The 24,564-nt window shown below is 64.7% G+C and carries 34 protein-coding genes; 31 read left to right on the top strand and 3 right to left on the bottom strand.

Going from position 1 to position 24,564, the window contains the following annotated elements; genetic code table 11:
- The first annotated feature begins 10 nt into the window (after positions 1 to 10).
- The 26 genes from rplB to QA642_RS20635 all read left to right on the top strand — a co-directional run bounded on the left by rplB (position 11) and on the right by QA642_RS20635 (position 15,305).
- Positions 11 to 844, top strand: a complete 834-nt coding sequence (gene rplB, locus QA642_RS20510) for a 50S ribosomal protein L2 (RefSeq protein ID WP_283086236.1) — start codon at positions 11 to 13, stop codon at positions 842 to 844.
- 12 nt (positions 845 to 856) lie between these two features.
- The gene (gene rpsS / locus QA642_RS20515; protein WP_007603021.1) at positions 857 to 1,135 is read left to right on the top strand and encodes a 30S ribosomal protein S19; all 279 of its coding nucleotides are present in this window, start codon (positions 857 to 859) and stop codon (positions 1,133 to 1,135) included.
- Between the two features lie 10 nt (positions 1,136 to 1,145).
- A complete protein-coding gene (gene rplV, locus QA642_RS20520; RefSeq protein WP_035729589.1) occupies positions 1,146 to 1,535 on the top strand; it encodes a 50S ribosomal protein L22 in 390 nt (129 codons plus the stop codon).
- A gap of 18 nt (positions 1,536 to 1,553) precedes the next feature.
- Complete coding sequence (gene rpsC, locus QA642_RS20525) at positions 1,554 to 2,279, top strand: 30S ribosomal protein S3 (RefSeq protein ID WP_027564403.1); 726 nt, start codon at positions 1,554 to 1,556, stop codon at positions 2,277 to 2,279.
- Between the two features lie 29 nt (positions 2,280 to 2,308).
- Positions 2,309 to 2,722, top strand: coding sequence for a 50S ribosomal protein L16 (gene rplP / locus QA642_RS20530; protein ID WP_008136349.1), 414 nt, complete (start codon positions 2,309 to 2,311; stop codon positions 2,720 to 2,722).
- Positions 2,723 to 2,727: 5 nt separating this feature from the next.
- On the top strand, positions 2,728 to 2,934 hold the full coding sequence (gene rpmC / locus QA642_RS20535) for a 50S ribosomal protein L29 (protein WP_011088144.1): 207 nt from the start codon (positions 2,728 to 2,730) through the stop codon (positions 2,932 to 2,934).
- 13 nt (positions 2,935 to 2,947) lie between these two features.
- Positions 2,948 to 3,196, top strand: a complete 249-nt coding sequence (rpsQ, locus tag QA642_RS20540; RefSeq protein WP_007603028.1) for a 30S ribosomal protein S17 — start codon at positions 2,948 to 2,950, stop codon at positions 3,194 to 3,196.
- An 84-nt stretch (positions 3,197 to 3,280) separates the two neighbouring features.
- Entirely contained in the window at positions 3,281 to 3,649 is a 369-nt protein-coding gene (gene rplN / locus QA642_RS20545) for a 50S ribosomal protein L14 (RefSeq protein WP_007603030.1), read from the top strand.
- On the top strand, positions 3,649 to 3,963 hold the full coding sequence (rplX, locus tag QA642_RS20550; RefSeq protein ID WP_018647249.1) for a 50S ribosomal protein L24: 315 nt from the start codon (positions 3,649 to 3,651) through the stop codon (positions 3,961 to 3,963). The genes rplN and rplX overlap by 1 nt, the downstream gene beginning before the upstream one ends.
- Positions 3,956 to 4,513: a 50S ribosomal protein L5 gene (gene rplE, locus QA642_RS20555; RefSeq protein WP_018647250.1), complete on the top strand. Its 558-nt coding sequence runs from the start codon at positions 3,956 to 3,958 to the stop codon at positions 4,511 to 4,513. The genes rplX and rplE overlap by 8 nt, the downstream gene beginning before the upstream one ends.
- A gap of 46 nt (positions 4,514 to 4,559) precedes the next feature.
- Positions 4,560 to 4,865 (top strand): 30S ribosomal protein S14, encoded by a 306-nt coding sequence (gene rpsN, locus QA642_RS20560; protein WP_018322268.1) that lies wholly within the window; start codon positions 4,560 to 4,562, stop codon positions 4,863 to 4,865.
- 14 nt (positions 4,866 to 4,879) lie between these two features.
- Positions 4,880 to 5,278 (top strand): 30S ribosomal protein S8, encoded by a 399-nt coding sequence (rpsH, locus tag QA642_RS20565; protein ID WP_018322269.1) that lies wholly within the window; start codon positions 4,880 to 4,882, stop codon positions 5,276 to 5,278.
- Positions 5,279 to 5,294: 16 nt separating this feature from the next.
- Positions 5,295 to 5,828, top strand: a complete 534-nt coding sequence (gene rplF / locus QA642_RS20570) for a 50S ribosomal protein L6 (RefSeq protein ID WP_283086237.1) — start codon at positions 5,295 to 5,297, stop codon at positions 5,826 to 5,828.
- 11 nt (positions 5,829 to 5,839) lie between these two features.
- Positions 5,840 to 6,202, top strand: a complete 363-nt coding sequence (rplR, locus tag QA642_RS20575) for a 50S ribosomal protein L18 (protein WP_007603036.1) — start codon at positions 5,840 to 5,842, stop codon at positions 6,200 to 6,202.
- Positions 6,203 to 6,246: 44 nt separating this feature from the next.
- The gene (gene rpsE / locus QA642_RS20580) at positions 6,247 to 6,840 is read left to right on the top strand and encodes a 30S ribosomal protein S5 (protein WP_283086238.1); all 594 of its coding nucleotides are present in this window, start codon (positions 6,247 to 6,249) and stop codon (positions 6,838 to 6,840) included.
- A 24-nt stretch (positions 6,841 to 6,864) separates the two neighbouring features.
- Positions 6,865 to 7,071, top strand: a complete 207-nt coding sequence (rpmD, locus tag QA642_RS20585) for a 50S ribosomal protein L30 (protein ID WP_027564398.1) — start codon at positions 6,865 to 6,867, stop codon at positions 7,069 to 7,071.
- A gap of 73 nt (positions 7,072 to 7,144) precedes the next feature.
- Positions 7,145 to 7,630 carry a 50S ribosomal protein L15 gene (rplO, locus tag QA642_RS20590; protein ID WP_018322273.1) on the top strand — a complete coding sequence of 162 codons (486 nt, stop codon included), beginning with the start codon at positions 7,145 to 7,147 and terminating at the stop codon, positions 7,628 to 7,630.
- Between the two features lie 151 nt (positions 7,631 to 7,781).
- Positions 7,782 to 9,113 (top strand): preprotein translocase subunit SecY, encoded by a 1,332-nt coding sequence (gene secY, locus QA642_RS20595; protein WP_027564397.1) that lies wholly within the window; start codon positions 7,782 to 7,784, stop codon positions 9,111 to 9,113.
- A 277-nt stretch (positions 9,114 to 9,390) separates the two neighbouring features.
- Entirely contained in the window at positions 9,391 to 10,269 is an 879-nt protein-coding gene (locus QA642_RS20600; RefSeq protein ID WP_283086239.1) for an adenylate kinase, read from the top strand.
- A gap of 187 nt (positions 10,270 to 10,456) precedes the next feature.
- Positions 10,457 to 10,825, top strand: a complete 369-nt coding sequence (gene rpsM, locus QA642_RS20605; RefSeq protein ID WP_027564395.1) for a 30S ribosomal protein S13 — start codon at positions 10,457 to 10,459, stop codon at positions 10,823 to 10,825.
- Between the two features lie 121 nt (positions 10,826 to 10,946).
- A complete protein-coding gene (rpsK, locus tag QA642_RS20610) occupies positions 10,947 to 11,336 on the top strand; it encodes a 30S ribosomal protein S11 (RefSeq protein WP_007603045.1) in 390 nt (129 codons plus the stop codon).
- A gap of 112 nt (positions 11,337 to 11,448) precedes the next feature.
- A complete protein-coding gene (locus QA642_RS20615) occupies positions 11,449 to 12,480 on the top strand; it encodes a DNA-directed RNA polymerase subunit alpha (protein ID WP_035729592.1) in 1,032 nt (343 codons plus the stop codon).
- 144 nt (positions 12,481 to 12,624) lie between these two features.
- The gene (gene rplQ, locus QA642_RS20620) at positions 12,625 to 13,041 is read left to right on the top strand and encodes a 50S ribosomal protein L17 (RefSeq protein WP_025036979.1); all 417 of its coding nucleotides are present in this window, start codon (positions 12,625 to 12,627) and stop codon (positions 13,039 to 13,041) included.
- Positions 13,042 to 13,161: 120 nt separating this feature from the next.
- A complete protein-coding gene (locus QA642_RS20625; RefSeq protein WP_283086240.1) occupies positions 13,162 to 13,998 on the top strand; it encodes a c-type cytochrome in 837 nt (278 codons plus the stop codon).
- A 156-nt stretch (positions 13,999 to 14,154) separates the two neighbouring features.
- A complete protein-coding gene (locus tag QA642_RS20630; protein ID WP_283086241.1) occupies positions 14,155 to 14,943 on the top strand; it encodes an SDR family oxidoreductase in 789 nt (262 codons plus the stop codon).
- Between the two features lie 68 nt (positions 14,944 to 15,011).
- Entirely contained in the window at positions 15,012 to 15,305 is a 294-nt protein-coding gene (locus QA642_RS20635; protein WP_283086242.1) for a DUF1330 domain-containing protein, read from the top strand.
- 106 nt (positions 15,306 to 15,411) lie between these two features.
- Here QA642_RS20635 and QA642_RS20640 read toward each other — a convergent pair whose 3' ends face one another.
- A complete protein-coding gene (locus tag QA642_RS20640) occupies positions 15,412 to 16,425 on the bottom strand; it encodes a zinc-binding alcohol dehydrogenase family protein (protein ID WP_283086243.1) in 1,014 nt (337 codons plus the stop codon).
- 133 nt (positions 16,426 to 16,558) lie between these two features.
- Between QA642_RS20640 and QA642_RS20645 the strand changes: the two genes are divergently transcribed.
- The gene (locus QA642_RS20645; protein ID WP_283086244.1) at positions 16,559 to 16,936 is read left to right on the top strand and encodes a helix-turn-helix domain-containing protein; all 378 of its coding nucleotides are present in this window, start codon (positions 16,559 to 16,561) and stop codon (positions 16,934 to 16,936) included.
- Between the two features lie 174 nt (positions 16,937 to 17,110).
- Here QA642_RS20645 and QA642_RS20650 read toward each other — a convergent pair whose 3' ends face one another.
- Complete coding sequence (locus QA642_RS20650) at positions 17,111 to 18,742, bottom strand: OprO/OprP family phosphate-selective porin (RefSeq protein WP_283086245.1); 1,632 nt, start codon at positions 18,740 to 18,742, stop codon at positions 17,111 to 17,113.
- A gap of 311 nt (positions 18,743 to 19,053) precedes the next feature.
- Here QA642_RS20650 and QA642_RS20655 point away from each other — a divergent pair, with 311 nt between their 5' ends.
- The 3 genes from QA642_RS20655 to QA642_RS20665 are packed head-to-tail and all read left to right on the top strand — an operon-like array spanning position 19,054 to position 23,088.
- Positions 19,054 to 20,463: a DegQ family serine endoprotease gene (locus tag QA642_RS20655; protein WP_283086246.1), complete on the top strand. Its 1,410-nt coding sequence runs from the start codon at positions 19,054 to 19,056 to the stop codon at positions 20,461 to 20,463.
- Positions 20,460 to 21,797 (top strand): replication-associated recombination protein A, encoded by a 1,338-nt coding sequence (locus QA642_RS20660; protein WP_283086247.1) that lies wholly within the window; start codon positions 20,460 to 20,462, stop codon positions 21,795 to 21,797. The genes QA642_RS20655 and QA642_RS20660 overlap by 4 nt, the downstream gene beginning before the upstream one ends.
- 52 nt (positions 21,798 to 21,849) lie before the next feature.
- Positions 21,850 to 23,088: an RluA family pseudouridine synthase gene (locus QA642_RS20665; protein ID WP_283086248.1), complete on the top strand. Its 1,239-nt coding sequence runs from the start codon at positions 21,850 to 21,852 to the stop codon at positions 23,086 to 23,088.
- A 128-nt stretch (positions 23,089 to 23,216) separates the two neighbouring features.
- Here the strand turns inward: QA642_RS20665 and QA642_RS20670 are convergent, their stop codons facing one another.
- Entirely contained in the window at positions 23,217 to 23,663 is a 447-nt protein-coding gene (locus QA642_RS20670) for a hypothetical protein (protein ID WP_283086249.1), read from the bottom strand.
- 88 nt (positions 23,664 to 23,751) lie between these two features.
- On the opposite strand from QA642_RS20670, the gene QA642_RS20675 reads away from it, so the two are divergent.
- The gene (locus QA642_RS20675) at positions 23,752 to 24,546 is read left to right on the top strand and encodes an ATP12 family protein (RefSeq protein ID WP_283086250.1); all 795 of its coding nucleotides are present in this window, start codon (positions 23,752 to 23,754) and stop codon (positions 24,544 to 24,546) included.
- The last annotated feature ends 18 nt before the right edge of the window (positions 24,547 to 24,564 follow it).

Consider the following 24,564-nt stretch of genomic DNA (forward strand, 5'->3'; position numbering starts at 1 on the left):
TCGTACGACGATGGCACTGAAGACATTCAATCCCACGACGCCAGGCCAGCGCCAGCTGGTCATGGTCGATCGTTCGGCCCTGTACAAGGGCAAGCCGCTGAAGGCGCTCACCGAGGGCAAGAAGTCCTCGGGCGGTCGCAACAACACCGGTCGCATCACCGTGCGTTTCCGCGGCGGTGGTCACAAGCAGACGCTGCGCATCGTCGACTTCAAGCGTGACAAGGTCGATGCGCCCGCGACGGTCGAGCGGCTGGAGTACGATCCCAACCGCACTGCGTTTATCGCGCTGATTAAGTATCAGGACGGTGAGCGGGCCTACATCCTGGCGCCGCAGCGCCTGGCCGTGGGTGACACGATCGTCGCCGGCAACTATGTCGACGTGAAGCCGGGCAACGTCATGCCGCTCGGCAACATGCCGGTCGGCACGATCATCCACAATATCGAGGTCAAGATCGGGAAGGGTGGCCAGCTCGCCCGTTCGGCGGGCACCTACGCCCAGCTCGTCGGCCGCGACCAGGACTACGTCATCATCCGTCTGAACTCGGGCGAGCAGCGTCTGGTGCACGGCCGTTGCCGCGGCACGATCGGCGCGGTGTCGAACCCGGACCACATGAACACCTCGATCGGCAAGGCCGGCCGCAACCGTTGGCTGGGCCGCAAGCCGCATAATCGCGGCGTTTCGATGAACCCGATCGACCATCCGCACGGCGGTGGTGAAGGTCGTACCTCGGGCGGCCGCCACCCGGTCACTCCGTGGGGCAAGCCGACCAAGGGCAAGAAGACCCGCTCCAACAAGTCGACCAACAAATTCATTCTCCTAAGCCGCCACAAGCGGAAGAAGTAAGGAACGCCGGACATGGTTCGTTCAGTCTGGAAAGGCCCGTTCGTCGAGGGTTCTCTGCTCAAGAAGGCAGATGCCGCCCGTTCGTCCGGCCGTCACGACGTCATCAAGATCTGGAGCCGTCGCTCGACGATCCTGCCGCAGTTCGTCGGCCTGACCTTCGGCGTCTACAACGGTCAGAAGCACGTGCCGGTGGCCGTCAACGAGGAAATGGTGGGTCACAAGTTCGGCGAGTTCTCGCCGACCCGGACCTTCCATGGCCACTCCGGCGACAAGAAAGCCAAGAAGGCTTGAGGATTAAACGATGAGCAAACCTAAGCGCGAACGGAGCCTCGCCGACAACGAGGCCAAGGCGGTCGCCCGGATGCTGCGGGTGAGTCCGCAGAAGCTCAACCTGGTCGCCCAGCTCATTCGCGGCCGGAAGGCTTCCGCGGCGCTCGCTGACCTGCAGTTCTCGCGCAAGCGGATCGCGGTTGACGTGAAGAAGTGCCTGGAATCGGCGATCGCCAACGCCGAGAACAACCACGACCTCGACGTCGACGATCTCGTCGTGGCGCAGGCCTTCGTCGGCAACGGCCTCGTGATGAAGCGCTTTGCCGCCCGCGGCCGTGGCCGCTCGGGCCGTGTCTACAAACCATTTTCGCAGCTGACGATCATTGTTCGTCAGGTCGAAGCCGAAGCAGCAGCGGCTTAAGGGTCGCAGGAGAAAACGATGGGTCAAAAGATCAATCCGATCGGTCTGCGTCTCGGCATCAACCGGACCTGGGATTCCCGCTGGTTCGCCGGCAAGCAGGAATACGGCAAGCTGCTGCACGAGGACGTCAAGATCCGCGAGATCCTGCACAAGGAGCTCAAGCAGGCGGCCGTCGCCCGCATCGTGATCGAGCGTCCGCACAAGAAGTGCCGCGTCACCATCCACTCGGCTCGTCCGGGCGTGGTGATCGGCAAGAAGGGCGCCGACATCGACAAGCTGCGCAAGAAGGTCGCGGACATCACCTCGTCCGACGTCGTCATCAACATCGTCGAGATCCGCAAGCCGGAGCTCGATGCGACGCTGGTGGCGGAATCGATCGCGCAGCAGCTGGAGCGCCGCGTGGCGTTCCGCCGCGCCATGAAGCGCGCCGTTCAGTCGGCGATGCGTCTCGGCGCGGAAGGCATCCGCATCAACTGCTCGGGTCGTCTGGGCGGTGCGGAAATCGCGCGCATGGAGTGGTACCGCGAAGGCCGCGTGCCGCTGCACACGCTGCGCGCCGATATCGACTACGGCGTTGCGACCGCGTTCACGACCTTCGGCACCTGCGGCGTCAAGGTCTGGATCTTCAAGGGCGAGATCCTCGAGCACGATCCGATGGCCCAGGACAAGAGAATGGCCGAAGGCGAGACCGGCGGCAGCAGCGATCGCGGTGGCCGTCAGCGCCGCGAGACGGCTGCAGCCTAAAGCCAGACAGGAATTTGAGGGCTTAAGCCATGATGCAACCTAAGAAAACGAAGTTCCGGAAGGCGCATAAGGGCCGCATCCACGGCGTTGCGTCTTCGGGCGCGACGTTGGCGTTCGGCCAGTTCGGCCTGAAGGCGACCGAGCCTGAGCGCGTCACCGCGCGCCAGATCGAAGCCGCTCGCCGCGCGCTGACCCGCCACATGAAGCGCGCCGGCCGCGTCTGGATCCGCGTATTCCCCGACGTTCCGGTGTCGAAGAAGCCGGCCGAAGTCCGCATGGGCTCCGGCAAGGGTTCGCCGGAATTGTGGGTGGCGCGCGTCAAGCCGGGCCGGGTGCTGTTCGAGATCGACGGCGTCAACACCCAGACGGCGCGTGAGGCGCTGACCCTGGCGGCCGCCAAGCTGCCGATCAAGACGCGCTTCGTCGAGCGCATTGCGGAGTAATGGCCATGGCACAGATGAAGATCGAAGACATCCGCGCGATGAGCCCCGACCAGCAGGATGACGCCATCCTGAACCTGAAGAAGGAGCGCTTCAACCTGCGCTTCCAGCGCGCCACCGGGCAGCTCGAGAACACCTCGCGCCTGCGCGAGGCTCGCCGTGACATCGCCCGGATCAAGACCGTCGCCGCGCAGACGCGCGCGAAGAAGAAGTAAGAGGCTTACGAAGATGCCGAAACGTACTTTGCAGGGCGTGGTCGTCAGCGACAAGCAGGCCAAGACCATCGTGGTGCGCGTCGATCGCCGCTTCACGCACCCGATCTACAAGAAGACGATCCGCCGTTCGAAGAACTACCACGCGCACGACGAGAGCAACGAGTTCAAGCCGGGCGACATGGTGTGGATCGAGGAATCGAAGCCGATTTCGAAGCTGAAGCGCTGGGTCGTGATCCGGGGCGAGCACAAGAAAAGCGCCTGATCTGTTGGCTTTAGCCGACTGACTTCAGGGAAATGTTGAGCGCCGGCTGGGCTGGCGCAATTAGAAAGAGGACGAGGTGCATCAATGATTCAGATGCAGACCAACCTCGACGTGGCCGACAATTCTGGCGCACGCCGTGTCATGTGTATCAAGGTGCTCGGAGGCTCCAAGCGCCGCTACGCCACGATCGGCGACATCATCGTCGTCTCGATCAAGGAAGCGATTCCGCGTGGCAAGGTGAAGAAGGGCGACGTGATGAAGGCCGTCGTGGTGCGCGTCCGCAAGGACATCCGCCGCGCCGACGGTTCGGTCATCCGCTTCGACCGCAACGCCGCCGTGCTGATCAACAACCAGTCGGAGCCGGTCGGCACCCGTATCTTCGGGCCCGTGCCGCGCGAGCTGCGCGCCAAGAACCACATGAAGATCATCTCGCTCGCGCCGGAGGTGCTGTGATGGCTGCGAAGATCCGCAAGGGCGACAAGGTCGTCGTGCTGACCGGCCGCGACAAGGGCCGCACCGGCGAAGTGTTCGAGGTTCGTCCCGACGCCGGCACCGCGCTCGTGCGCGGCGTCAACATGGTCAAGCGTCACCAGAAGCAGACGCAGGCCCAGGAGGGCGGCATCATCTCGAAAGAGGCGCCGATCCAACTGTCCAACATCGCGTATGTCGGCAAGGACGGAAAGCCGACCCGCGTCGGATTCAAGATTCTGGCGGACGGCAAGAAGGTCCGCATCGCCAAGAGCTCGGGAGCTGAGATCGATGGCTGAGGCCGCTTACACCCCGCGCCTGCGCGCGGAATACGACGCGAAGATCCGCACGGCCCTGACCGAGAAGTTCGGTTATGAGAACGTGATGCAGGTTCCGCGCCTGGACAAGGTCGTGCTGAACATGGGCGTTGGCGATTCCGTCAACGACCGCAAGAAGGCCGAGACCGCCGCCGCCGAGCTGACCCAGATCGCCGGCCAGAAGGCGATCGTGACCTATTCGCGTATCGCGATCGCGACCTTCAAGCTGCGTGAGAACCAGCCGATCGGCTGCAAAGTCACGCTGCGCAAGGCCCGCATGTACGAGTTCATCGATCGCCTGGTGACGGTCGCGCTGCCGCGCGTCCGCGACTTCCGCGGCCTGAACCCGAAGAGCTTTGACGGCCGCGGCAACTACTCGCTCGGCATCAAGGAGCACATCATTTTCCCCGAGATCGACTTCGACAAGGTCACGGAAGCCCGCGGTATGGACATCACCGTCTGCACCACGGCCAAGACCGACGAAGAGGCGAGGGCCTTGTTGACCGCTTTCAATTTCCCGTTCCGGCAGTGAGACGCTGACCTAAAGCCTCTCAAACGCGGATACCCAGGAGCCAAGCATGGCAAAGAAGAGTTCAGTCGAGAAGAACAACCGGCGCAAGCGGATGGTGAAGAACGCCGCCGCCAAGCGCGAGCGGTTGAAGGCGATCATCGCCGACAAGAAGCTGCCGATGGAAGAGCGTTTCGCGGCGACGTTGAAGCTGGCGGAAATGCCGCGCAACTCGTCGGCGACCCGCATTCGCCTACGCTGCGAGCTGTCGGGCCGCCCGCGCTCGAACTATCGCAAGAACAAGCTGTCCCGTATCGCGCTGCGCGAACTTGGCTCCAAGGGCATGGTCCCGGGCCTCGTGAAGTCGAGCTGGTAAGGAGGGTCGTTTAGATGTCTACGCACGATCCAATCAGCGATCTGATCACCCGCATCCGCAACGCGCAGATGCGCTCGAAGACCAAGGTCTCGACGCCCGGCTCGAAGATGCGCGAGAACGTGCTCGAGGTGCTCAAGTCCGAGGGCTACATCCGCGGTTACGCCACGCTCGAGCACTCCTCGGGCCGCAGCGAGATCGAGATCGAGCTGAAGTATTTCGACGGCGAGCCCGTCATCCGCGAGATCGAACGTGTCTCCAAGCCCGGGCGTCGCGTCTACGCCTCGGTGAAGAACCTGCCGCGGGTCAACAACGGGCTCGGCATTTCGGTGTTGTCGACGCCGAAGGGGATCATGGCCGACCACAGCGCGCGCGACGCGAATGTGGGCGGTGAAGTCCTCTTCACGGTGTTCTGAGAAGGATTTTTGATCCATGTCACGAGTTGGCAAAAGGCCTGTGGCGGTTCCGTCGGGTGTGACCGCGACCGTTGACGGGCAGACCGTCAAGATGAAGGGGCCGAAGGGCCAGCTTCAGTTCGTCGTCCATGACGACGTCGAGGTGAAGCTCGAGAGCGGCCAGATCAAGGTCAAGCCTCGCGCCGAGACCAACCGCGCCCGTGCGCTCTACGGCACCGCTCGCGCCCAGGTCGCGAATCTGGTCGAAGGCGTCACCAAGGGCTTCGAGAAGAAGCTCGAGATCACCGGCGTCGGTTACCGCGCCGCGATGCAGGGCAAGAACCTGCAGCTCGCGCTCGGCTACAGCCACGACGTGATCTATCCGATCCCGGAAGGGATCACGATCACCGTGCCGAAGCCCACCGAGATCACGGTCACCGGCAGCGACGTCCAGCGCGTCGGCCAGGTCGCGGCCGAGATCCGCGCCTACCGTCCGCCGGAGCCCTACAAGGGCAAGGGCGTGAAGTATGTTGGCGAATTCATCTTCCGCAAGGAAGGCAAGAAGAAGTAACGGAGCCGGTCATGTCCAAAGCCAAGGTTACGAATGCCCGGCGCAAGCGGAGTGTGCGGCTGAAGCTGCGCCGCTCCGGTGGCGGCCGTCCGCGTCTGTCGGTGTTCCGCTCGTCCAAGCACATCTACGCCCAGGTCATCGACGACCTGAAGGGCGAGACGCTGGCCTCTGCCTCCTCGCTCGAGAAGTCGATGCGCGACGGCGGCAAGACCGGCGCCGACATCGATGCGGCGAAGGCGGTCGGCAAGCTGCTGGCCGAGCGCGCCGCCGAGAAGGGCGTCAAGGAAGTCGTGTTCGATCGCGGCAGCTACCTCTACCACGGGCGCGTCAAGGCTCTCGCCGACGCAGCGCGTGAGAGCGGGCTGAGCTTCTAACGGAATTTGAGGATTGAGGCGTAAGCCTCTGAAGGATTGGAAAAATGGCAGAACGCGAACAACGTGGTGGACGCGATCAACGCGGCGGCGGGCGTGAACGCAAGGAGCGCGAGGAGCGCGACAGCGAGTTCGTCGACAAGCTGGTCCACATCAACCGCGTGGCCAAGGTCGTCAAGGGCGGTAAGCGCTTCGGTTTCGCAGCGCTCGTCGTGATCGGCGACCAGAAGGGCCGCGCCGGCTTCGGTCACGGCAAGGCGCGCGAAGTGCCCGAGGCGATCCGCAAGGCGACTGAATCGGCCAAGCGCAATCTGACCCGGGTCTCGCTGCGCGAGGGCCGCACGCTCCATCACGACATCGCCGGCCGTCATGGCGCGGGCCGTGTCTATCTGCGTGCAGCTCCGGCCGGTACCGGCATCATCGCCGGCGGCCCGATGCGCGCCGTGTTTGAGACGCTCGGCGTCCAGGACGTGGTGGCGAAGTCGATCGGCTCGTCGAACCCGTACAACATGATTCGCGCGACCTTCGACGCGCTGAAGCATCAGGATTCGCCGCGTTCGGTCGCAGCCCGCCGCAACATCAAGGTGTCCACTCTGCAGTCCCGCCGTATCGGCGGCGATGCCGAGGCGGCTGCCGACTAACGGAAGCTTTCGGAGTAGACTCCCATGGCCAAGGACGCCGCTAAGTCCAGCAAGACGATCAAGCTCGAGCAGACCGGCAGCGCGATCCGCCGCCATCACTCGCAGCGGTCGACCCTGATCGGGCTCAAGCTCAACAAGATCGGCCGCACCAGCGAACTGCCGGATACCCCGGCGGTGCGCGGCATGATCGACAAGGTTCACCATCTCGTCCGCATCGTCGACGAGAAGTAAGCAGGGCGCATGATCCCGAAACCGGGTGCCGGTCTTCGGTGACGATCATGCGCAAGACACAAGGAGAAGGGCGATGAAGCTCAGCGATATCGCCGACAACGCCGGCTCGCGCAAGAAGCGCATGCGCGTCGGCCGCGGCATCGGTTCGGGCAAGGGCAAGCAGTCCGGCCGCGGCGGCAAGGGCCAGACCGCGCGTTCGGGCGTGCGCATCAAGGGTTTCGAAGGCGGCCAGATGCCGATGCATCGCCGTCTGCCCAAGCGCGGCTTCAACAACATCTTCCGCGTCGAGTTCGCCGAGATCAATCTCGACCGGCTCCAGGAGGCGGTCGATGCGAAGAAGATCGACGCCGGCAGCGTCGTGAACGTCGAGGCCCTGGTGAAGGGCGGCGTGCTGCGCCGCGCCAAGGCCGGCCTGCGGCTGCTCGGCCGTGGCGAGCTCAAGTCCAAGCTCAACATCGAAGTGCATGGCGCCACCAAGACCGCGATCGCGGCGGTGGAGAAGGCCGGCGGCTCGGTGAAGATCCTCGCCCCTGCCAAGGAAGAAGGCGAGGCGGCGTAACAACTGCGTCATTGGCCCGCGCCTCGCGGGCCTTTACGCACGCGGGACGATGGACTTATCGAAGCCGAGCCCCAGATAATGTCCGGCGTCCGCTCTAATGTAGCCCGGCCGCGGGCATGACGGCGCAACAGGCGGCGGGAGAAAGTCCAAGATGGTCTCTGCAGCGGAACAACTGGCAGCCAATCTCAATTTCGGCGCGTTCGCCAAGGCCGACGAACTGAAGAAGCGCATCTGGTTCACCCTGGGTGCGCTGCTCGTTTATCGGCTCGGAACCTACATCCCGCTGCCGGGCATCGATCCCAACATCTGGGAGCAGGTGTTCAGGTCCCAGGCGGGCGGCATCCTCGGCATGTTCAACATGTTCGCCGGCGGCGGCATCCACCGCATGGCGATCTTCGCGCTGAACATCATGCCGTACATCTCGGCCTCGATCATCATCCAGCTCCTCACCACCGTCTCGCCGCAGCTCGAGGCGCTGAAGAAGGAGGGTGAGGCGGGCCGCAAGACGCTGAACCAGTACACCCGCTACCTGACGGTGATCCTGGCCGCGTTCCAGTCCTACGGCATCGCGGTGGGCCTCGAAGGCGCCGGCAACGTCGTCAGCGACCCCGGCATGTTCTTCCGCCTGTCGACCGCGATCACGCTGACCGGCGGCACCATGTTCCTGATGTGGCTGGGCGAGCAGATCACCTCGCGCGGCATCGGCAATGGCATCTCGCTGATCATTCTCTCCGGCATCGTCGCCGAGCTGCCCGCGGCGCTCGCCAACATGCTCGAGCTCGGCCGTCAGGGCGCGATGTCGACCGGCCTGATCCTGGTCGTCATCATCATGGCCGTCGCCGTGATCGCCTTCATCGTGTTCATGGAGCGCGCCCAGCGCCGGTTGCTGATCCAGTATCCGAAGCGCCAGGTCGGCAACAAGATGTTCGAGGGTCAGTCCTCGCATCTGCCGCTCAAGCTCAACACCTCGGGCGTGATCCCGCCGATCTTCGCGTCGTCGCTGCTGCTGCTGCCGACCACGGTCGCGAACTTCAATGCCGGCAGCGGGCCGGAATGGTTCCAGTGGATCACCACCCAGCTCGGCCACGGCCGTCCGCTGTTCCTTGTGCTCTATCTCGCGCTGATCGTGTTCTTCGCGTTCTTCTACACCGCTATCGTGTTCAACCCGACCGAGACCGCGGACAATCTGAAGAAGCATGGCGGCTTCATCCCGGGCATCCGTCCGGGCGAGCGCACCGCGGAATATATCGACTACGTGCTGTCGCGCATCACCGTGCTGGGTGCGATCTATCTCGCGATCGTCTGCTTGATCCCGGAGATCCTGATCTCCTACGCCTCGGTGCCGTTCTACTTCGGCGGCACCTCGCTGCTGATCGTCGTCAGCGTCACCATGGATACGGTGGCGCAGGTGCAGGGCTATCTGCTGGCCCATCAGTACGAAGGCCTGATCCGCAAGTCGAAGCTGCGCGGCCGCCGCCGCTGAGCGCTGTGTCCTGCGAAGGCGGCGCAACAGCGCCGCCGATTCGCTGCGCGAGCAACGCGCAGCGTCCGCGGAGACGACCAGCCGGACGTTCGGTCGCATCGGCAGAGCTGCTCTCACCGCGCCACAATCACTGATTTCAAAGGCCTTCTTGGCGTCCGGCCATTCGCTCCCCTATGATATGGGTAGCGGTGCGGCGCCGATTATGGTTTGCACTGTTATCGAACTTTCAAACACGGGTGCGCGACGTATCGCTCACCAATCCGGGGGGCGTACGCCGATGAGAATTATACTTCTGGGACCGCCGGGGTCGGGCAAGGGGACCCAGGCGCAGCTCTTGGTGCAGCGCTATGGCATCGTCCAGCTCTCGACCGGCGAGATGCTGCGCGCGGCCGTGGCGGCTGGTACGCCGGTCGGGCTGAAGGCCAAGGAGATCATGGCCGGTGGCGGCCTCGTCCCCGACGACGTCGTGGTCGGAATCATCTCCGATCGCATCGACCAGCCGGACGCCAAGAACGGTTTCATCCTTGACGGCTTCCCGCGCACCGTGCCGCAGGCCGAGGCGCTGGACGATCTCTTGAAGCACAAGCATCTCAAGCTCGACGCCGTGATCGAGCTCCGCGTCAACGAGAGCGCGCTGCTGAGCCGTGTCGAGACCCGCGTCGCCCAGATGCGGGAGCGCGGGGAGGAGGTCCGGGTCGACGATACCCCGGAGGTTCTGACCAAGCGCCTGGCCAGCTACCGCAGCCAGACGGAGCCGCTGATTCACTATTATTCCGAGCGGCGGAAGCTCTCGACCATCGACGGCATGATGGCCATCGACGAGGTCACCCGTGCCATCCACCGCCAGCTGCTGGCGCTCGGGGCGGTGGAACCGAAGACCCATGCCCGCAGCGCGGCCAAGACAGGCCCGGCCAAGAAGGCCAAGGGACCCAAGAAGGCGGCTAAGACTGCGGGGAAGAAAGCGGCCAAAAAGCCGGCCAAAGCGGCTAAAAAGGCCGCCAGATCGGCCAAAACCGCCAAAAAGGCGGCCAAGAAGGCCGTGAAGGGCGCCAAGAAGACAGCCAAGAAAACGGTCAAAAAGACCGCCAAAGCAGCCGTCAAAAAAGGTTCGAAGAAGGGACCAAAAAAGGTCACGAAAAAGCGAGCCAAGCGCTAGCAGCGGTTGACGAAAGCCCCTGGAATCCCCTAATAAGCCCCGCATCCAAGTCGGATAGTTTCAGACGATGCCGGGCCCCAGGAAGACCGGGGGTGGGCGTCGTGTTCGCGTTTGTGAACACCTGCCCGAGAAAGCAAGCACTTAAAGCCTGGTCCCTGACGAGGGATCGGCAACAGGAGAGAAGGCCGTGGCCCGTATTGCCGGCGTGAACATTCCCACCAACAAGCGCGTGCTGATCGCGCTTCAGTACATCCATGGCATCGGCCCGAAGATCGCCGGTGACATCATCGAGAAGGTGAAGATCCCCTCGGATCGTCGCGTCAATCAGCTCAGCGATGCCGAAGTGCTTCAGATCCGCGAAGTGATCGACCGCGACTATCTCGTCGAGGGCGATCTGCGTCGTGAGGTCGGCATCAACATCAAGCGTCTGATGGACCTCGGCTGCTATCGCGGCCTGCGTCATCGTCGCGGTCTGCCGGTGCGCGGTCAGCGGACCCACACCAATGCGCGTACGCGCAAGGGTCCGGCCAAGGCCATCGCCGGCAAGAAGAAGTAAGTTTTCGAATCCAATCGCGGCGTGTGGCGAAAGGGGACACCCGTTCGCCACGCGCTTTTCGTTCCACAGGTGTAGCCGCTGGCATTACGGCGGCGTTTGAGATCTCCAGGAAAGGTCATCAATGGGCAAGGAAGCCACCCGCGTTCGCCGTCGTGAGCGCAAGAACATCGCCTCCGGCGTTGCGCATGTGAACTCGTCGTTCAACAACACGACCATCACCATCACCGACGCACAGGGCAACACGATTGCCTGGTCCTCCGCCGGCACGATGGGCTTCAAGGGCTCGCGCAAGTCGACTCCGTACGCCGCGCAGGTGGCCGCCGAGGACGTGTCGAAGAAGGCGCAGGAGCACGGCATGCGCACGCTGGAAGTCGAAGTCGCCGGTCCCGGTTCGGGCCGCGAGTCGGCGCTCCGTGCACTGCAGGCCGCGGGCTTCACCGTCACCTCGATCCGTGACGTGACCACCATCCCGCACAACGGTTGCCGTCCCCGCAAGCGTCGGCGCGTTTGATACCAAGTTGCGGGTGCATCGGCGCCCGCAATGACTTTTGTACGAAGCCGCGGGTGTAGCCTGCGGCCTTTCTCCAACGCCAGTGTCTGCAACGGCAGTTCGACTGGCCTGTATGGGTGAAACAGTGACGATCCAGAAAAATTGGCAAGAACTGATTCGGCCGAACAAGCTCCAGGTCACGCCCGGCAGTGACCCCACGCGTTTCGCGACCATCGTCGCCGAGCCGCTCGAGCGCGGCTTCGGCCAGACCCTCGGCAACGCGCTGCGCCGCATCCTGCTGTCCTCGCTCCAGGGCGCGGCGGTGCAGTCGGTGCACATCGACGGCGTGCTGCACGAGTTCTCCTCGATCGCTGGCGTCCGTGAGGACGTCACCGACATCGTGCTGAACATCAAGGACATCTCGATCAAGATGCAGGGCGAAGGCCCCAAGCGCATGGTCGTGAAGAAGCAGGGCCCGGGCGTCGTCACCGCCGGCGACATCCAGACCGTCGGCGATGTCACCGTGCTCAACCCGGACCTGCAGATCTGCACCCTCGACGAGGGCGCCGAGATCCGCATGGAGTTCACGGTCTCGACCGGCAAGGGCTACGTGCCCGCCGAGCGCAACCGTCCCGAGGACGCGCCGATCGGCCTGATCCCGGTCGACAGCCTGTACTCGCCGGTCCGCAAGGTCTCCTACAAGGTCGAGAACACCCGCGAGGGCCAGATCCTCGACTACGACAAGCTGACCATGACGATCGAGACCAACGGCGCGATCTCGCCGGATGACTCGGTGGCTTACGCCGCGCGCATCCTGCAGGATCAGCTCAACGTGTTCGTCAACTTCGAAGAGCCGCGCAAGGAAGTCGCCCAGGAGATCATCCCGGACCTCGCCTTCAACCCGGCCTTCCTCAAGAAGGTGGACGAGCTCGAGCTGTCGGTGCGTTCGGCCAACTGCCTGAAGAACGACAACATCGTCTACATCGGCGACCTCGTGCAGAAGTCGGAAGCCGAAATGCTCCGCACTCCGAACTTCGGCCGCAAGTCGCTGAACGAGATCAAGGAAGTGCTGGCTCAGATGGGTCTGCACCTCGGCATGGAAGTGCCGGGCTGGCCGCCGGAGAACATCGACGAGCTCGCCAAGCGCTTCGAGGATCATTACTAAGCGAATTGGGAGTGGCGAATGGCGAATAGGAATCTATTCGCTGCTCGCCATTCGCTATTCACCACCCTGGGCGAACGCAGGCAGCCCACCTGAGCAACATGTCCGACGAACCGTCGCGGCAGTTTTAACGTAAGGACTACTCACATGCGTCACGGCAAGGTTCATCGGAAGCTCAACCGCACGGCCGAGCACCGCAAGGCGATGTTCGCCAACATGGCGGCCGCGCTGATCAAACACGAGCAGATCGTCACCACGCTGCCGAAGGCCAAGGAACTCCGCCCGATCGTCGAGAAGCTCGTCACCCTCGGCAAGAAGGGCGGCCTCTCGCTGCGCCGCCAGGCGATCTCCGAGCTGCGCGACGTCGACATGGTCAAGAAGCTCTTCGACACGCTGGCGACCCGCTACAAGGACCGCCAGGGCGGCTACACCCGCATCATCAAGGCCGGCTTCCGCTACGGCGACAACGCCGCGATGGCCGTGATCGAGTTCGTCGATCGCGACGTCGACGCCAAGGGCCAGGACTCCGGTCCGGTGCAGGAGAAGGAAGCCGAGGCGGCGTAAGCCGACCGGTATGGAAGTTTCAGAAAGCGGCGCCCCGGGGCGCCGCTTTTTTGTATGGCGCAGCGATTTCTCATGCTGCGCACAATGATTTTGCAGAATTGATTTCGTTTGGGGGATTCCATGAGAACTGCGATTGCCATTGCGCTTGCGCTGCTGATGTCGCCGGCCATGGGCGAGACGCTGGTCGAGCGGGGCGCCTATCTCATCAACAGCGTCATGGTCTGCCACAACTGCCACACCCCGCGCGGCCCGCAAGGGCTTGATCTTTCGCGCGCGCTCTCGGGCGCTCAGACGTTCGACGAGCCGGCCTTCAAGGTCACTGGCTCCAACATCACGCCGGACAAGGACACCGGCATCGGCAATTGGAGCGATGCCGAGCTGAAGCGGTTTCTCGTCAGCGGCATCAAGCCGAACGGAACCAAGGCTGCGCCGATCATGCCGACCGAGTTCTACACCGTGCTCACGGTCCGCGATCTCGACGCACTCGCGGCTTACTTGCGCTCCGTGCCGCCGGTGCGCCACGAGACGCCGGCGCCGGAATACAGGATCGCGTTGAAGCCGGAAGTGCCGACCTATGCCGGCAAACAGGCGAGCGAGCAGGAACTCTCAGACAAGCTCGCGCGCGGCCGCTATCTCCTGACCATCGCCCATTGCCTCGAATGCCACACGCCGGAAGGCCCGTCCGCCGTGCACGATTTCACTGCGGCGAGCGGCAAGGGCGGCCGCACCTTCAGGGGGCCGTGGGGTGAATCCGTCTCTCCCAACATCACCGCGGATCCCGTGGCCGGTCTCGGCAGCTGGAGCGACGACGAAATCAAACGTGCGATTGCGCAAGGCATCGCGCGTGACGGTCGCAAGCTCAAGCCGCCGATGGCGTATGCTGCCTATGCCAGCATGACGTCACAGGATCTCGATGCCATCGTCGCGTTTGTCAGAACGCTGCCGCCGAAGAAATAGGTGGCGTAGGGTGGGCAAAGGGCGCGCGCTGGTCGCGCGCCGTGCCCACCATTTGGCGCTGCCGTCGTGGCGACCGATCCTCACGCGTCGGTGAGGGGTGATTGCATCCGCTTGTGCTGCGCACGATATCCGCACCAACCGCAATGGAGACGACGCATGAAGATCGACCTGTCCGGAAAGACCGCCCTCGTGACCGGCTCGACCGCCGGCATCGGCCACGCCATCGCAAAGGGCCTTGCCGCTTCCGGCGCCAGCGTCGTGATCAACGGCCGCGGCCAGGACAAGGTCGATGCGGCCGTGCGCAAGCTGGAAGGGAGCGGTGCCAAGGTGCGCGGCATCGCCGCCGACGTCTCGACCGCGTCGGGCTGCAAGGCGCTCGTATCGGCGCTTCCCGAGGTCGACATCCTCATCAACAATGCCGGCATCTTCGAGCCGAAGGACTTTTTCGACATCCCGGACGAGGATTGGAACCGCTTCTTCGAGGTCAACGTTATGAGCGGCGTGCGGCTGTCGCGCGCCTACATGAAGGGCATGCTCAAGCGCAACTGGGGCCGCATCGTCTTCATCTCCTCGGAATCCGGGCTCAACATTCCCGTCGAGATGATCCATTACGGCATGACCAAGACGGCCCAGCTCTCGGTCGCGCGCGGCCTCGCGCAGCTCACCCGCGGCACCGGCGTCACCGTCAATTCCGTGCTGCCGGGTCCGACCATGTCGGAGGGTGTCGAGACCTTTGTGAAGGACCTCGCGAAGCAGAACGGCCAGTCGGTGGACGAGGCCGCCGCCAACTTCGTCAGGCAGCATCGCCCGAGCTCGCTGATCCAGCGGTTTGCCAGCGTCGATGAGATCGCGAACATGGTTGTTTACGTCGCGTCGAAGGAAGCCTCCGCCACCAATGGTGCGGCGCTGCGGGCGGAAGGTGGCATCGTCAATACGATCGCCTAGAGCATGATCCGGAAAAGTGCGCAGCGGTTTTCCGACAAGATCATGCTCAAAACAATAGGGCAACGCGGATGACCGCTTATGTGATCTCCGAAGTCGAGATGCGCGATCTCGACGGATTCGAAGCCTATCGCACGCTCGCCGCGAAGACGATCGCGCAGTACGGCGGACGTTATCTCGTTCGCGGCGGCAAGGCCGAGCTTGCGGAAGGCAATCTTCCGCCGAAGGCCATCGTCATCGTCGAATTCGACTCGATGGCGAGGCTGAAGGAGTGGTACGCCTCGCCGGAATATGCCGAGGCCCTGAAGATCCGCGCCGGTGCCTTGGAGCGGCGGCTGCTGTTCGTCGAGGGCGCGGTGCCGTAACGGCATTCGTCATGGCCGGGCTTGTCCCGGCCATCCACGTGTCACCGAAGGCGACAGCGTCCGTGGATGCCCGGGACAAGCCCGGGCATGACGGAGCATGCGGCGTCTACCACCCCTCCAGCACGATCTTGCCGCGCGACTTGCCGCTCTCGAGCAGCGCGTGCGCACGCTTGAGGTTGGTCGCATTGATCGTGCCAAAGGTCTGGTCGAGCGTGGTGCGCAGCACGCCCTTGTCGATGAGGTCGGCGACGTCGTTCAGCAGATGATGCTGAGCGATCATGTCTGATGTCTGGAACGAGGAGCGCGTGAACATCGATTCCCAGTGCACCGAGATCGCCTTGCCCTTGAAGGTGCTCATGGTGAACTCCGGGGGATCGTCGATCAAGCCGAACCGGCCCTGCGGCGCCATGAATTCGGCGATGCTCTTGTAGTGCTGGTCGGTATAGGTGAGGCTCGCCACCAGCGCGACCGGCGGTAGCCTCAAGCTCTCGACCTGCTCCTTCATCGGCTTGCCGTGATCGATCACCGCATGCGCGCCGAGATCGAGGCACCATTTTTGCGATTCCGGCCGCGTCGCGGTTGCGAGCACCGTGAGCCCGGTGAGGCGGCGCGCCAGCTGGATCAGGATCGAGCCGACGCCGCCGGCGCCGCCCGTGATCAGCAGCGTGCGCGGATCGACGCTCTTGCCGGGCACCGCGCCGAGGCGGTCGAACAGCAGTTCCCAGGCGGTGATGGAGGTGAGGGGAAGCGCGGCCGCTTGCGCGAACGACAGGCTCTTCGGCTTGTTGCCGACGATGCGCTCGTCGACCAGATGGAATTCGGCATTGGTGCCCTGGCGCAGGATCGAGCCGGCGTAGGACACTTCGTCACCCGGCTTGAACAGGGACACCTCGGGGCCTACCGCGTCCACGACGCCGGCTGCGTCGTAACCCAGGATCTTCGTCTCGCCTTCCGGCGGGGCGGCGCGCTTGCGCACTTTGTAATCGACCGGATTGGCCGAGATCGCCTTCACGGCGACGCGGATGTCGCGTCCCTTGGGCTCCGGCTTTGCGGTCTCGAAATCGATCAGTGAATCCGCGTCCTCGATCGGAAGCGACTTTTTGTAGCCGACGGCCTTCATGGCTTGTCTCCATCAGTTGGCGCGCAGCTTGTGGCGTGCGCCTGGCCTGCTAACTGTCCCGCTGGCCTCCATTTGGCAAGTACTGTAAATTCGGGGATATAGTCCCTGTTTGGATACTATTGGGAAAATATGCATGAAACGGCGCGACTTTGCCCGTCGTCCCGGCTGCTCGGTCGAGGCGACGCTGGACCTGATCGACGGCAAATGGAAGGGCGTGATCCTCTATCACCTGCAAAGCGGCACCCAGCGCTTCGGCGAGTTGCGCCGCCGGATGCCCGGCATCACCCAGCGCATGCTGACCAAGCAGCTTCGCGCGCTGGAGGAGGACAGGCTCGTCATCCGCAAGGTCTATGCCGAGGTGCCGCCGCGCGTGGAGTACTGCCTCTCCGAGCTAGGGGAGAGCCTCAAGCCGGTGATCGACATCCTGAAGGCCTGGGGCGAGAGCCACCAGCAGCGGCTGTCCTGCGCGCCGCCACCGGTGGTCGTGAAGAAGCCGAAGCGGGCGGCGTAATTTTGCTGCGAAGTTGTTGCGGCACCCTCGGTGTCGTCCCCGCGAAGGCGGTGACCCATAACCCCGGGGAGAAGTTTTGGCGCGAGCCGGCAACTCCGAGTCCTCGCCAAACTCCAGCTTGTGGCTATGGGTCCCGGGTTCGCGCTGGCGCGCGCCCCGGGACGACAGCGAGGATCAGAACGCAAACTGCGTGCGCAACGCGACAGCGTCGAACTTCGAGCCAGTGTCCGTCGCCGACACCGCCGAGGCCTGCTTCGACACCGTGCCATGCAGATAGTCGAGCATGAAGCGCACATTGCCGTTGACGTACCAGTTGAGCGCCAGCGTGTAGATGGTCTGCCGCCCGCCAGCGATGCCGGCGGCGGTCGCCAGCTGATCGTTCAGATCCACGGTCGAGTAGCGACCGGCGATCTCCCAGGCCCCCCAGCCGCCGCCGTTGATCGAGAACGGATTGTTCGGCTTGACGCCGCCATAGGCCGCACTGGCCGGATTGTACTTGCGCGATTCACCGGTCAGGACATAGGCCGCCTGTGCGTAGCCGCCCTGGAATTTCAGGCTCGACGTACCGACGGGCGCCACCGCGGTGTTCGCATCGCGATCGATGTTGAACCAGTAGTATTCGCCCTGGACCCACAGCGGTCCATAGGTGGCCGCGGCTTCCACGCCATAGACCTGCGCGCCCGACACATTTGCAATCGCTCCGGTCGAGATCAGCGACGTGGGATCGATGCGCAGCTCGGGACGATCGCTGAGCGTGAGCGTTTGCGTGTTCGCGATCAGATTGCGCGGTGGCTGGATCAGCCACTCGGCGTCGGCGCCGAGATGCACCGAGTAGTCGTTGCCGCTCACGACCTGGCCCGCAACGCGGGCGGTCGCGCCGTATTGCTCGCTGGTCCCGGGAGGCGAAGCGGTCGAGGCGGAGTGAATGGCACCTGTCGTCGGGCCGGTCACGTAGGCGCCGGCGTAGAACACGTCGTTGTACCAGCGGGCACCGGCGGCAGAACGAAAATCGCCGGCGGCGATGTTTTGCGCGATGATGCCGACCGAGGCGCGCTCCATGAAGGCGATGTCGTTGGAGCTCGTGGATTCATCCAGGGTCCAGGCGATATCCATGATGCCGGCCTCGATCGCCATCTTGCCGCCGAACGGCTTCAGTCCAGTGTAGCTCACAAACGCGTTTTCGATGCCGGATGTGCCGCCTCCGGGCAGGAAGCCGACAGGGGTGGTGCCAGCGGCTCCCGTGCCGCCAAATCCGTCCGACGAGCCGCCGAAATCGTAGATCAGCGCGAAATTCCAGTCTTCGAGGAATTTGCCGACGACACCGATGCGGGCGCGACGCACGTTTTCGCCGCTGTCGAGCTTTTGCGGCACAGTCGCCGCCGTGTTGGGGCGGAAATCGTAGCCGCCGACGTCCCAATGCACGCGGCTCGTGATGGCGACGCAGTTCGCCCCGTCGGCGGTGCAGATGGTCGGCCGGTTGTTCGGCATCGTCACCACGGCACCGGACACAGGCGGCGGAGTCTTGAACGGGACCGCCGCATTGGCATTGGCGACGACCGCCTTCGCCTCCGAGCGTGCCTCGGCCTTCGCTTCGGCTTTGGCCTCGGCCCTTGCCTTCGCCGTGGCCGCGGTGTTCGCCGCGGTCTGGCTCTGGAGCTTGTCGAGCTTCTGCTCCAGCATCTTCAGCTGCTGCTTCAGCAGCGCGATCTCCTGTTCGCTGCTGCTGGCCGATTGGGCCTGGGCCTGCGAGGCCGCCAGCGCGCCGGCGAGCCCAATCGCCGCGGCTGCAATTCTTGTTTTGCTCACGTCATCACTCCATCGGTTGACGAACTTCCCCAAGTCGCAGGCGGAGAGCCTAGGAATGGTCGATGACTGCCCCGCGACGGCGCGCCCCGGTTGCGCGGGTTCCTACTGATGTAATTTCGTCGCAACCGAATCCGCCACGGGTAGCATGCTGGATGACGTGCATCATGCCAATCCACCACCGCAGGCGGGTTGTCATTTCGCACGCGGGGCTTGCAGGCGGGACACACCCGAAGGGGCAATATTGCCGCCCGCCGCCCTTCTATTGCCCGGCGAACGCGCCTATATTCCGGCGTCTTTTCCGAGAGGTAGGAATGTTTCGATCGATCCGTCCCGCAGCTATCATCACGGCATTGTGCATAGCGTTTTCAGCCCACTTCAATCCGGTCGCCGCACAGGACCGCCGCGTCCCGTCCTCGCAGGCCGAGCTGCGGCTGTCCTATGCGCCGATCGTGCAGCGGGTGCAGCCGGCGGTCGTCAACGTCTATGCCGCCAAGGTGGTGCAGAACCGCAATCCGCTGCTCGACGACACGATCTTCCGCCGCTTCTTCGGCGTGCCGGGCCAGCAGCAGGAGCAGGTGCAGCGCTCGCTCGGCTCGGGCGTCATCGTCGATGCGACCGGACTCGTCGTCACCAACGTCCATGTCATCGAGGGCGCCGACCAGGTGAAGGTGTCGCTGTCGGACAAGCGCGAGTTCGAGGCCGAGATCGTGCTGAAGGATTCCCGCAGTGATCTGGCGGTGCTGCGCCTGAATGACACCAAGGAGAAGTTTCCCGCGCTCGAATTCACCAATTCGGACGAGCTGATGGTGGGCGACGTCGTGATGGCGATCGGCAACCCCTTCGGCGTCGGTCAGACCGTGACCCACGGCATCATCTCGGCGCTGGCGCGCACGCAGGTCGGCATCACCGATTACCAGTTCTTCATCCAGACCGATGCGGCGATCAATCCCGGCAATTCCGGCGGCGCGCTGGTCGACATGAACGGCCGGCTCGCCGGCATCAACACCGCGATCTATTCGCGCTCCGGCGGCTCGCAGGGCATCGGCTTTGCGATCCCGTCAAACATGGTGCGCGTCGTCGTCGCCTCCGCCAAGAGCGGCGGCAAGGCGGTGAAGCGGCCGTGGCTGGGGGCCAAGCTGCAGGCGGTGACGCCCGAGATCGCCGAGAGCCTCGGCCTGCGCTCGCCGACCGGCGCGCTGGTCGCGAGCGTGGTCGCGAGCGGCCCGGCGGCGAAGGCCGGTCTGAAATCCTCCGACCTCATCACCGGGATCGATGGCCAGAGCGTGGACGATCCAAACGCCTTCGACTACCGCTTCGCCACACGTCCGCTCGGCGGTACCGCGCAGATCGACGTGCAGCGCGGCGGCAAGCCGCTCAAGCTGACGGTGGCGCTGGAGACCGCGCCCGATACGGGCCGCAACGAGCTCGTCATCACCGCGCGTTCGCCGTTCCAGGGCGCCAAGGTCTCGACCATCACGGCGGCGGTGGCCGACGAGCTGCATCTGGACGCCGACACCGAAGGTGTCGTGGTCACCGATCTCGGCGGCGACAGCGCGGCTGCGAGTGTCGGCTTCCAGAAGGGCGACATCATCCTGGCGGTCAACAACCAGAAGATCAGCAAGACCGGCGACCTCGAAAAGGCCGCGAGCGAGCGGCCGCGGATCTGGCGCATCACGGTGGTGCGCGGCGGCCAGCAGATCAACGTCACGCTGGGCGGATGAGTCCGAAGCGACCACAGGACACGCCGACCCTCTTTGCCGCGGCGGGGCTCGACCACGAGGCACCGCATCCGCTGCCGGACCGGCTGCGCCCGCGCGCGCTGTCGGAGGTCGTCGGCCAGGATCACATCCTCGGCCCCGATGGCGCGCTGACGCGCATGCTGGAAACGCGCACGCTCGGCTCGCTGGTATTCTGGGGCCCGCCCGGCACCGGCAAGACCACGGTGGCGCGGCTGCTGGCGGATGCCACCGATCTGCATTTCGAGCAGATTTCCGCGGTGTTCTCCGGCGTCGCCGACCTGAAGAAGGCCTTCGACGCCGCGCGCGCCCGCCGCGAGATGGGCAAGGGCACGCTGCTGTTCGTCGACGAGGTGCACAGATTCAACCGCGCCCAGCAGGATTCGTTTCTGCCCGTGATGGAGGACGGCACGGTGGTGATGATCGGCGCCACCACCGAGAACCCGTCCTTCGAGCTCAACGCGGCGCTTCTGTCCCGTGCGCGCGTGCTGGTGTTTCGCTCGCTCGATGCGGCCGCGATCGAAAAGCTGTTCGCGCATGCCGAGGCGGTCGAGGGCAAGAAGCTGCCGCTCGATGCCGAGGCGAGGGCGGTGCTTGTGCGCATGGCCGACGGCGATGGAAGGGCCTCGCTGACGCTCGCCGAAGAGGTCTGGCGTTCGGCGCGGGCGGATGAGATCTTCAATGCCGCACAGTTGCAGGACATCCTGCAGCGCCGTGCGCCGATCTACGACAAATCGGCCGATGGCCATTACAATCTGATCTCGGCGCTGCATAAATCGGTGCGCGGCTCCGATCCCGACGCCGCGCTGTATTATCTCGCGCGCATGCTGGACGCCGGCGAGGACCCGCTGTTCCTGGCCCGCCGCGTGGTGCGCATGGCGGTGGAGGACATCGGCCTTGCCGACCCGCAGGCGCTCGTCATCGCCAATGCCGCCAAGGACGCCTTCGACTTCCTCGGCCATCCCGAAGGCGAGCTCGCGATCGCGCAGGCCGTCGTCTATCTCGCCACCGCGCCGAAATCGAACGCGGTCTACACCGCCTTCGGCACGGCGATGCAGGTCGCAAAGCAGGCCGGCTCGCTACTGCCGCCAAAGCATATCCTGAATTCCCCGACCAAGCTAATGAAGTCGGAAGGCTACGGCGCAGCTTACGAATACGACCACGACGCCCCCGACGCCTTCTCGGGCCAGGATTACTTCCCGGAGGCCCTGGGCCGGCAGACCTTCTACGACCCGCCCGAGCGCGGCTTCGAGCGCGAGATCAGGAAGCGGCTGGATTACTGGGCCAAGCTGCGGAAGGAGCGGGGCGGCTCGCGCTAGAAACGGCCATTTCGCCGTGACGAAAGGCCGCTTTTAGGGTACGCAGGCAATCATGAGCCGCCGCATCAAGAGAATGAATCCAAAGCCCCGTTCGCGTGACGAGCGCGACGACTCACGTCCGCATCAGGCGCGCGGCGCGAAGAAGGCCGGGCCGCGTTCGGGCGGTAAGCCCGGCAGCAAGCCGCCGCGCTTTGCCGGAGAGCGTGCCGAGCGGCGTGGCCCCGAGCGCGCCGAGCGGCGTCCGCCCAAGTCCGCGCTTGAGAAAGCCGCGCCGGCAAAGCCCGTCGAGGCGCTGCTGCCGACCAAGGTGCAGACCGTCATCGTCACGGCCGATGAGAACAACATGCGCGTCGATCGTTTTCTCGAAGCGCGCTTTCCCGGCCTGTCGTTCTCGCACATCCAGCGCGTCGTCCGCAAAGGCGAGCTGCGCGTCGACGGCAAGCGTGTCGACAGCAAGGACCGCCTGGAGGAGGGCCAGAGCGTCCGCATTCCGCCACTGAAGCTCGACGCGCCGAAGGTCGTCGGCGAGCTCTCCGAGGCTGCGCAGAAGACGCTCAAGGCGCTGAAGGAGATGACGATCTGGGAGGACGACGACGTCCTCGTGCTGAACAAGCCGGCCGGCCTTGCGGTGCAGGGCGGCTCGGGCATGACGCGGCACATCGACCAGATGCTGGAGGTGATGCGCGATGCCAAGGGCCAGAAGCCGCGCCTCGTGCACCGCATCGATCGCGAGACCTCGGGCTGCCTCCTGATCGCCAAGACGCGCTTTGCCGCCTCGCATCTGACCGGCGCGTTCCGTTCGCGGTCGGCGCGAAAGGTCTACTGGGCGCTGGTGCCGGGCCTGCCGAAGCCGAAGCAGGGCCGCATCTCGACCTTCCTCGCCAAGGAGGAGAGCGAGGACGACACCATCATGCGCATCGCCCAGCATGGCGACGAGGGTGCAAGCCACGCAGTGACGTATTACGCGGTGGTCGAGACCGCCGGCAACAAGCTGACCTGGGTGTCCCTGAAGCCGGTGACGGGACGCACCCATCAGCTGCGCGCCCACATGGAGCATATCGGCCACCCCATCGTCGGCGATCCCAAATATTTCAACATCGAGAACTGGCAGCTGCCGGGTGGCCTGCAAAACCGGCTGCACCTCTTGGCACGCCGCATCGTCATCCCGCATCCGCGCGGTGGCGTGATCGACGCCACTGCGCCGCTGCCGCCGCACATGCAGCAGTCGTGGAATCTGCTCGGGCTCGATGCCAGCCGGTTCGATCCGATCGAGAACGCGCCGGAGGAGTAGGGGGCGAGCTCCGTTGCTAACACCGTCATTGCGAGGAGCCCTTGCGACGAAGCAATCCAGACTGCCTCCGCGGAAAGATTCTGGATTGCTTCGCTGCGCTCGCAATGACGGTGTGGAGACAGCGGTGTCTAATTCCGAAACTGCTCCAGAAACATCCGCAAGCTGTCATGCGGGCTCTCGACATCCGTGATCAGCCAGCCCTCCGGCCCGTTGACCACGATGAAGTTCAGCGTCACCGGCCGGCCGCGATTGTCGAAATTCGCCGTGACATAGGTCTTGTCGTATTGCCTGCGGATGATAGCGATCGCGATCGGGCCGAGCTTCCAGCTCTGGCTCTGCACCAGGAAGTCGTAGGGCTCCGCCCGCGGCGCGCTCCAGGCCTTGCGCAGGGGTGGATCGAAGAACTGCCGGGCGGTGGCCGCATCCCGCGGCAGGCCTTTGGACAGCTCCGGCGCGCCCTCGCCGTAATGGGCGTAGACGTTGCGGACCAGCGATTCCGGGGTGCGAAAGCCGGCCTCCGCCGCGGCCAGCCAAAGCGCGGCGAAAAGGGCCACGATGCCCGCAAGTTCCCTCATGCCTGCCGCTCGCTTTATCGGCTGCAAGTACTGGCCTAAAGGCTTATCTTAAAAGTCTAGCATCCAGCGACCGGGACCGAAAACTCACATGCGCGAATTGTTCGAAGAAGCAGCAAGCCAGCCCCCGCCGGATCCGCGGGACTCGGCGCGTGCCTCCGCGCGCACGCCGCTGCGCAAGCGCTTCTACAAGGAGGTCGGCGTCACCGAGGCCGAGGGCGGCTTTGCCATCACGCTCGACGGCAAGCCGATCCGCACCCCGTCCGGCCGCCAGGTGGTGATCCTCTCGCGCCCGCTGGCCGACGCCGTGGCTGCGGAATGGGCGGCCCAGGGCGAGGCGATCGATCCCGTGACCATGCCGCTGACCCGGATCGCCAACAGCGTGGTCGAGGGCGTCGTCGATCGCGTCGAGCTGGTCCGCGACGACCTCGCAAAATACTTCGAGTCCGATTTGCTGTTCTATCGCGCCGGCCACCCGGAGGGACTGGTCGCCCGCGAGGCCGCGCATTGGGATCCCGTGCTGTTCTGGGCCGCGGAGACGCTGGGCGCGCATTTCATCCTGTCCGAGGGCGTCATGCATGTGAAGCAGCCGGACGAGGCGCTCCAGGCCGCCCGCGCCGCGCTGCCGGGGGATGCCTGGTCGGTCGCCGCGCTCCATATGGTGACGACGCTGACCGGCTCGGCGCTGCTGGCGCTGGCGCTGGCCCATGGCGTGCGCGATGCCGGCCAGGTCTGGGCCGCCGCCCATGTCGACGAGGACTGGAATGTCGAGCAATGGGGCGTGGACGAGGAAGCGGCCGCCCGTCGCGCCGCCCGCCTCAGGGATTTCGAGGCCGCCGTCGCGGTTCTGGCCGCCGTGAAGGCGCCAGCGGCCGAAGGTCCTTAACGACAGGTTTACGACGGC

The organism is Bradyrhizobium sp. CB2312 (assembly GCF_029714425.1).
Classification (GTDB): domain Bacteria; phylum Pseudomonadota; class Alphaproteobacteria; order Rhizobiales; family Xanthobacteraceae; genus Bradyrhizobium.

Excerpts from the sequence above, each read along its gene's own strand:
- rplQ (WP_025036979.1), top strand. The coding sequence starts at position 12,625 with ATGCGTCACGGCAAGGTTCATCGGAAGCTCAACCGCACGGCCGAGCAC.
- QA642_RS20615 (WP_035729592.1), top strand. The coding sequence starts at position 11,449 with ATGGGTGAAACAGTGACGATCCAGAAAAATTGGCAAGAACTGATTCGG.
- rplN (WP_007603030.1), top strand. The coding sequence starts at position 3,281 with ATGATTCAGATGCAGACCAACCTCGACGTGGCCGACAATTCTGGCGCA.
- QA642_RS20635 (WP_283086242.1), top strand. The coding sequence starts at position 15,012 with ATGACCGCTTATGTGATCTCCGAAGTCGAGATGCGCGATCTCGACGGA.
- QA642_RS20675 (WP_283086250.1), top strand. The coding sequence starts at position 23,752 with ATGCGCGAATTGTTCGAAGAAGCAGCAAGCCAGCCCCCGCCGGATCCG.
- QA642_RS20670 (WP_283086249.1), bottom strand. The coding sequence starts at position 23,663 with ATGAGGGAACTTGCGGGCATCGTGGCCCTTTTCGCCGCGCTTTGGCTG.
- rpsS (WP_007603021.1), top strand. The coding sequence starts at position 857 with ATGGTTCGTTCAGTCTGGAAAGGCCCGTTCGTCGAGGGTTCTCTGCTC.
- QA642_RS20655 (WP_283086246.1), top strand. The coding sequence starts at position 19,054 with ATGTTTCGATCGATCCGTCCCGCAGCTATCATCACGGCATTGTGCATA.
- rplR (WP_007603036.1), top strand. The coding sequence starts at position 5,840 with ATGTCCAAAGCCAAGGTTACGAATGCCCGGCGCAAGCGGAGTGTGCGG.
- rplB (WP_283086236.1), top strand. The coding sequence starts at position 11 with ATGGCACTGAAGACATTCAATCCCACGACGCCAGGCCAGCGCCAGCTG.
- QA642_RS20660 (WP_283086247.1), top strand. The coding sequence starts at position 20,460 with ATGAGTCCGAAGCGACCACAGGACACGCCGACCCTCTTTGCCGCGGCG.
- QA642_RS20625 (WP_283086240.1), top strand. The coding sequence starts at position 13,162 with ATGAGAACTGCGATTGCCATTGCGCTTGCGCTGCTGATGTCGCCGGCC.
- QA642_RS20600 (WP_283086239.1), top strand. The coding sequence starts at position 9,391 with ATGAGAATTATACTTCTGGGACCGCCGGGGTCGGGCAAGGGGACCCAG.
- rpmC (WP_011088144.1), top strand. The coding sequence starts at position 2,728 with ATGGCACAGATGAAGATCGAAGACATCCGCGCGATGAGCCCCGACCAG.
- rplF (WP_283086237.1), top strand. The coding sequence starts at position 5,295 with ATGTCACGAGTTGGCAAAAGGCCTGTGGCGGTTCCGTCGGGTGTGACC.
- rpmD (WP_027564398.1), top strand. The coding sequence starts at position 6,865 with ATGGCCAAGGACGCCGCTAAGTCCAGCAAGACGATCAAGCTCGAGCAG.
- rpsC (WP_027564403.1), top strand. The coding sequence starts at position 1,554 with ATGGGTCAAAAGATCAATCCGATCGGTCTGCGTCTCGGCATCAACCGG.
- rplV (WP_035729589.1), top strand. The coding sequence starts at position 1,146 with ATGAGCAAACCTAAGCGCGAACGGAGCCTCGCCGACAACGAGGCCAAG.
- rplX (WP_018647249.1), top strand. The coding sequence starts at position 3,649 with ATGGCTGCGAAGATCCGCAAGGGCGACAAGGTCGTCGTGCTGACCGGC.
- rpsH (WP_018322269.1), top strand. The coding sequence starts at position 4,880 with ATGTCTACGCACGATCCAATCAGCGATCTGATCACCCGCATCCGCAAC.
- rplP (WP_008136349.1), top strand. The coding sequence starts at position 2,309 with ATGATGCAACCTAAGAAAACGAAGTTCCGGAAGGCGCATAAGGGCCGC.
- QA642_RS20630 (WP_283086241.1), top strand. The coding sequence starts at position 14,155 with ATGAAGATCGACCTGTCCGGAAAGACCGCCCTCGTGACCGGCTCGACC.
- QA642_RS20640 (WP_283086243.1), bottom strand. The coding sequence starts at position 16,425 with ATGAAGGCCGTCGGCTACAAAAAGTCGCTTCCGATCGAGGACGCGGAT.
- QA642_RS20665 (WP_283086248.1), top strand. The coding sequence starts at position 21,850 with ATGAGCCGCCGCATCAAGAGAATGAATCCAAAGCCCCGTTCGCGTGAC.
- secY (WP_027564397.1), top strand. The coding sequence starts at position 7,782 with ATGGTCTCTGCAGCGGAACAACTGGCAGCCAATCTCAATTTCGGCGCG.
- rpsE (WP_283086238.1), top strand. The coding sequence starts at position 6,247 with ATGGCAGAACGCGAACAACGTGGTGGACGCGATCAACGCGGCGGCGGG.
- rpsQ (WP_007603028.1), top strand. The coding sequence starts at position 2,948 with ATGCCGAAACGTACTTTGCAGGGCGTGGTCGTCAGCGACAAGCAGGCC.
- rpsK (WP_007603045.1), top strand. The coding sequence starts at position 10,947 with ATGGGCAAGGAAGCCACCCGCGTTCGCCGTCGTGAGCGCAAGAACATC.
- rplE (WP_018647250.1), top strand. The coding sequence starts at position 3,956 with ATGGCTGAGGCCGCTTACACCCCGCGCCTGCGCGCGGAATACGACGCG.
- rplO (WP_018322273.1), top strand. The coding sequence starts at position 7,145 with ATGAAGCTCAGCGATATCGCCGACAACGCCGGCTCGCGCAAGAAGCGC.
- rpsN (WP_018322268.1), top strand. The coding sequence starts at position 4,560 with ATGGCAAAGAAGAGTTCAGTCGAGAAGAACAACCGGCGCAAGCGGATG.
- QA642_RS20645 (WP_283086244.1), top strand. The coding sequence starts at position 16,559 with ATGAAACGGCGCGACTTTGCCCGTCGTCCCGGCTGCTCGGTCGAGGCG.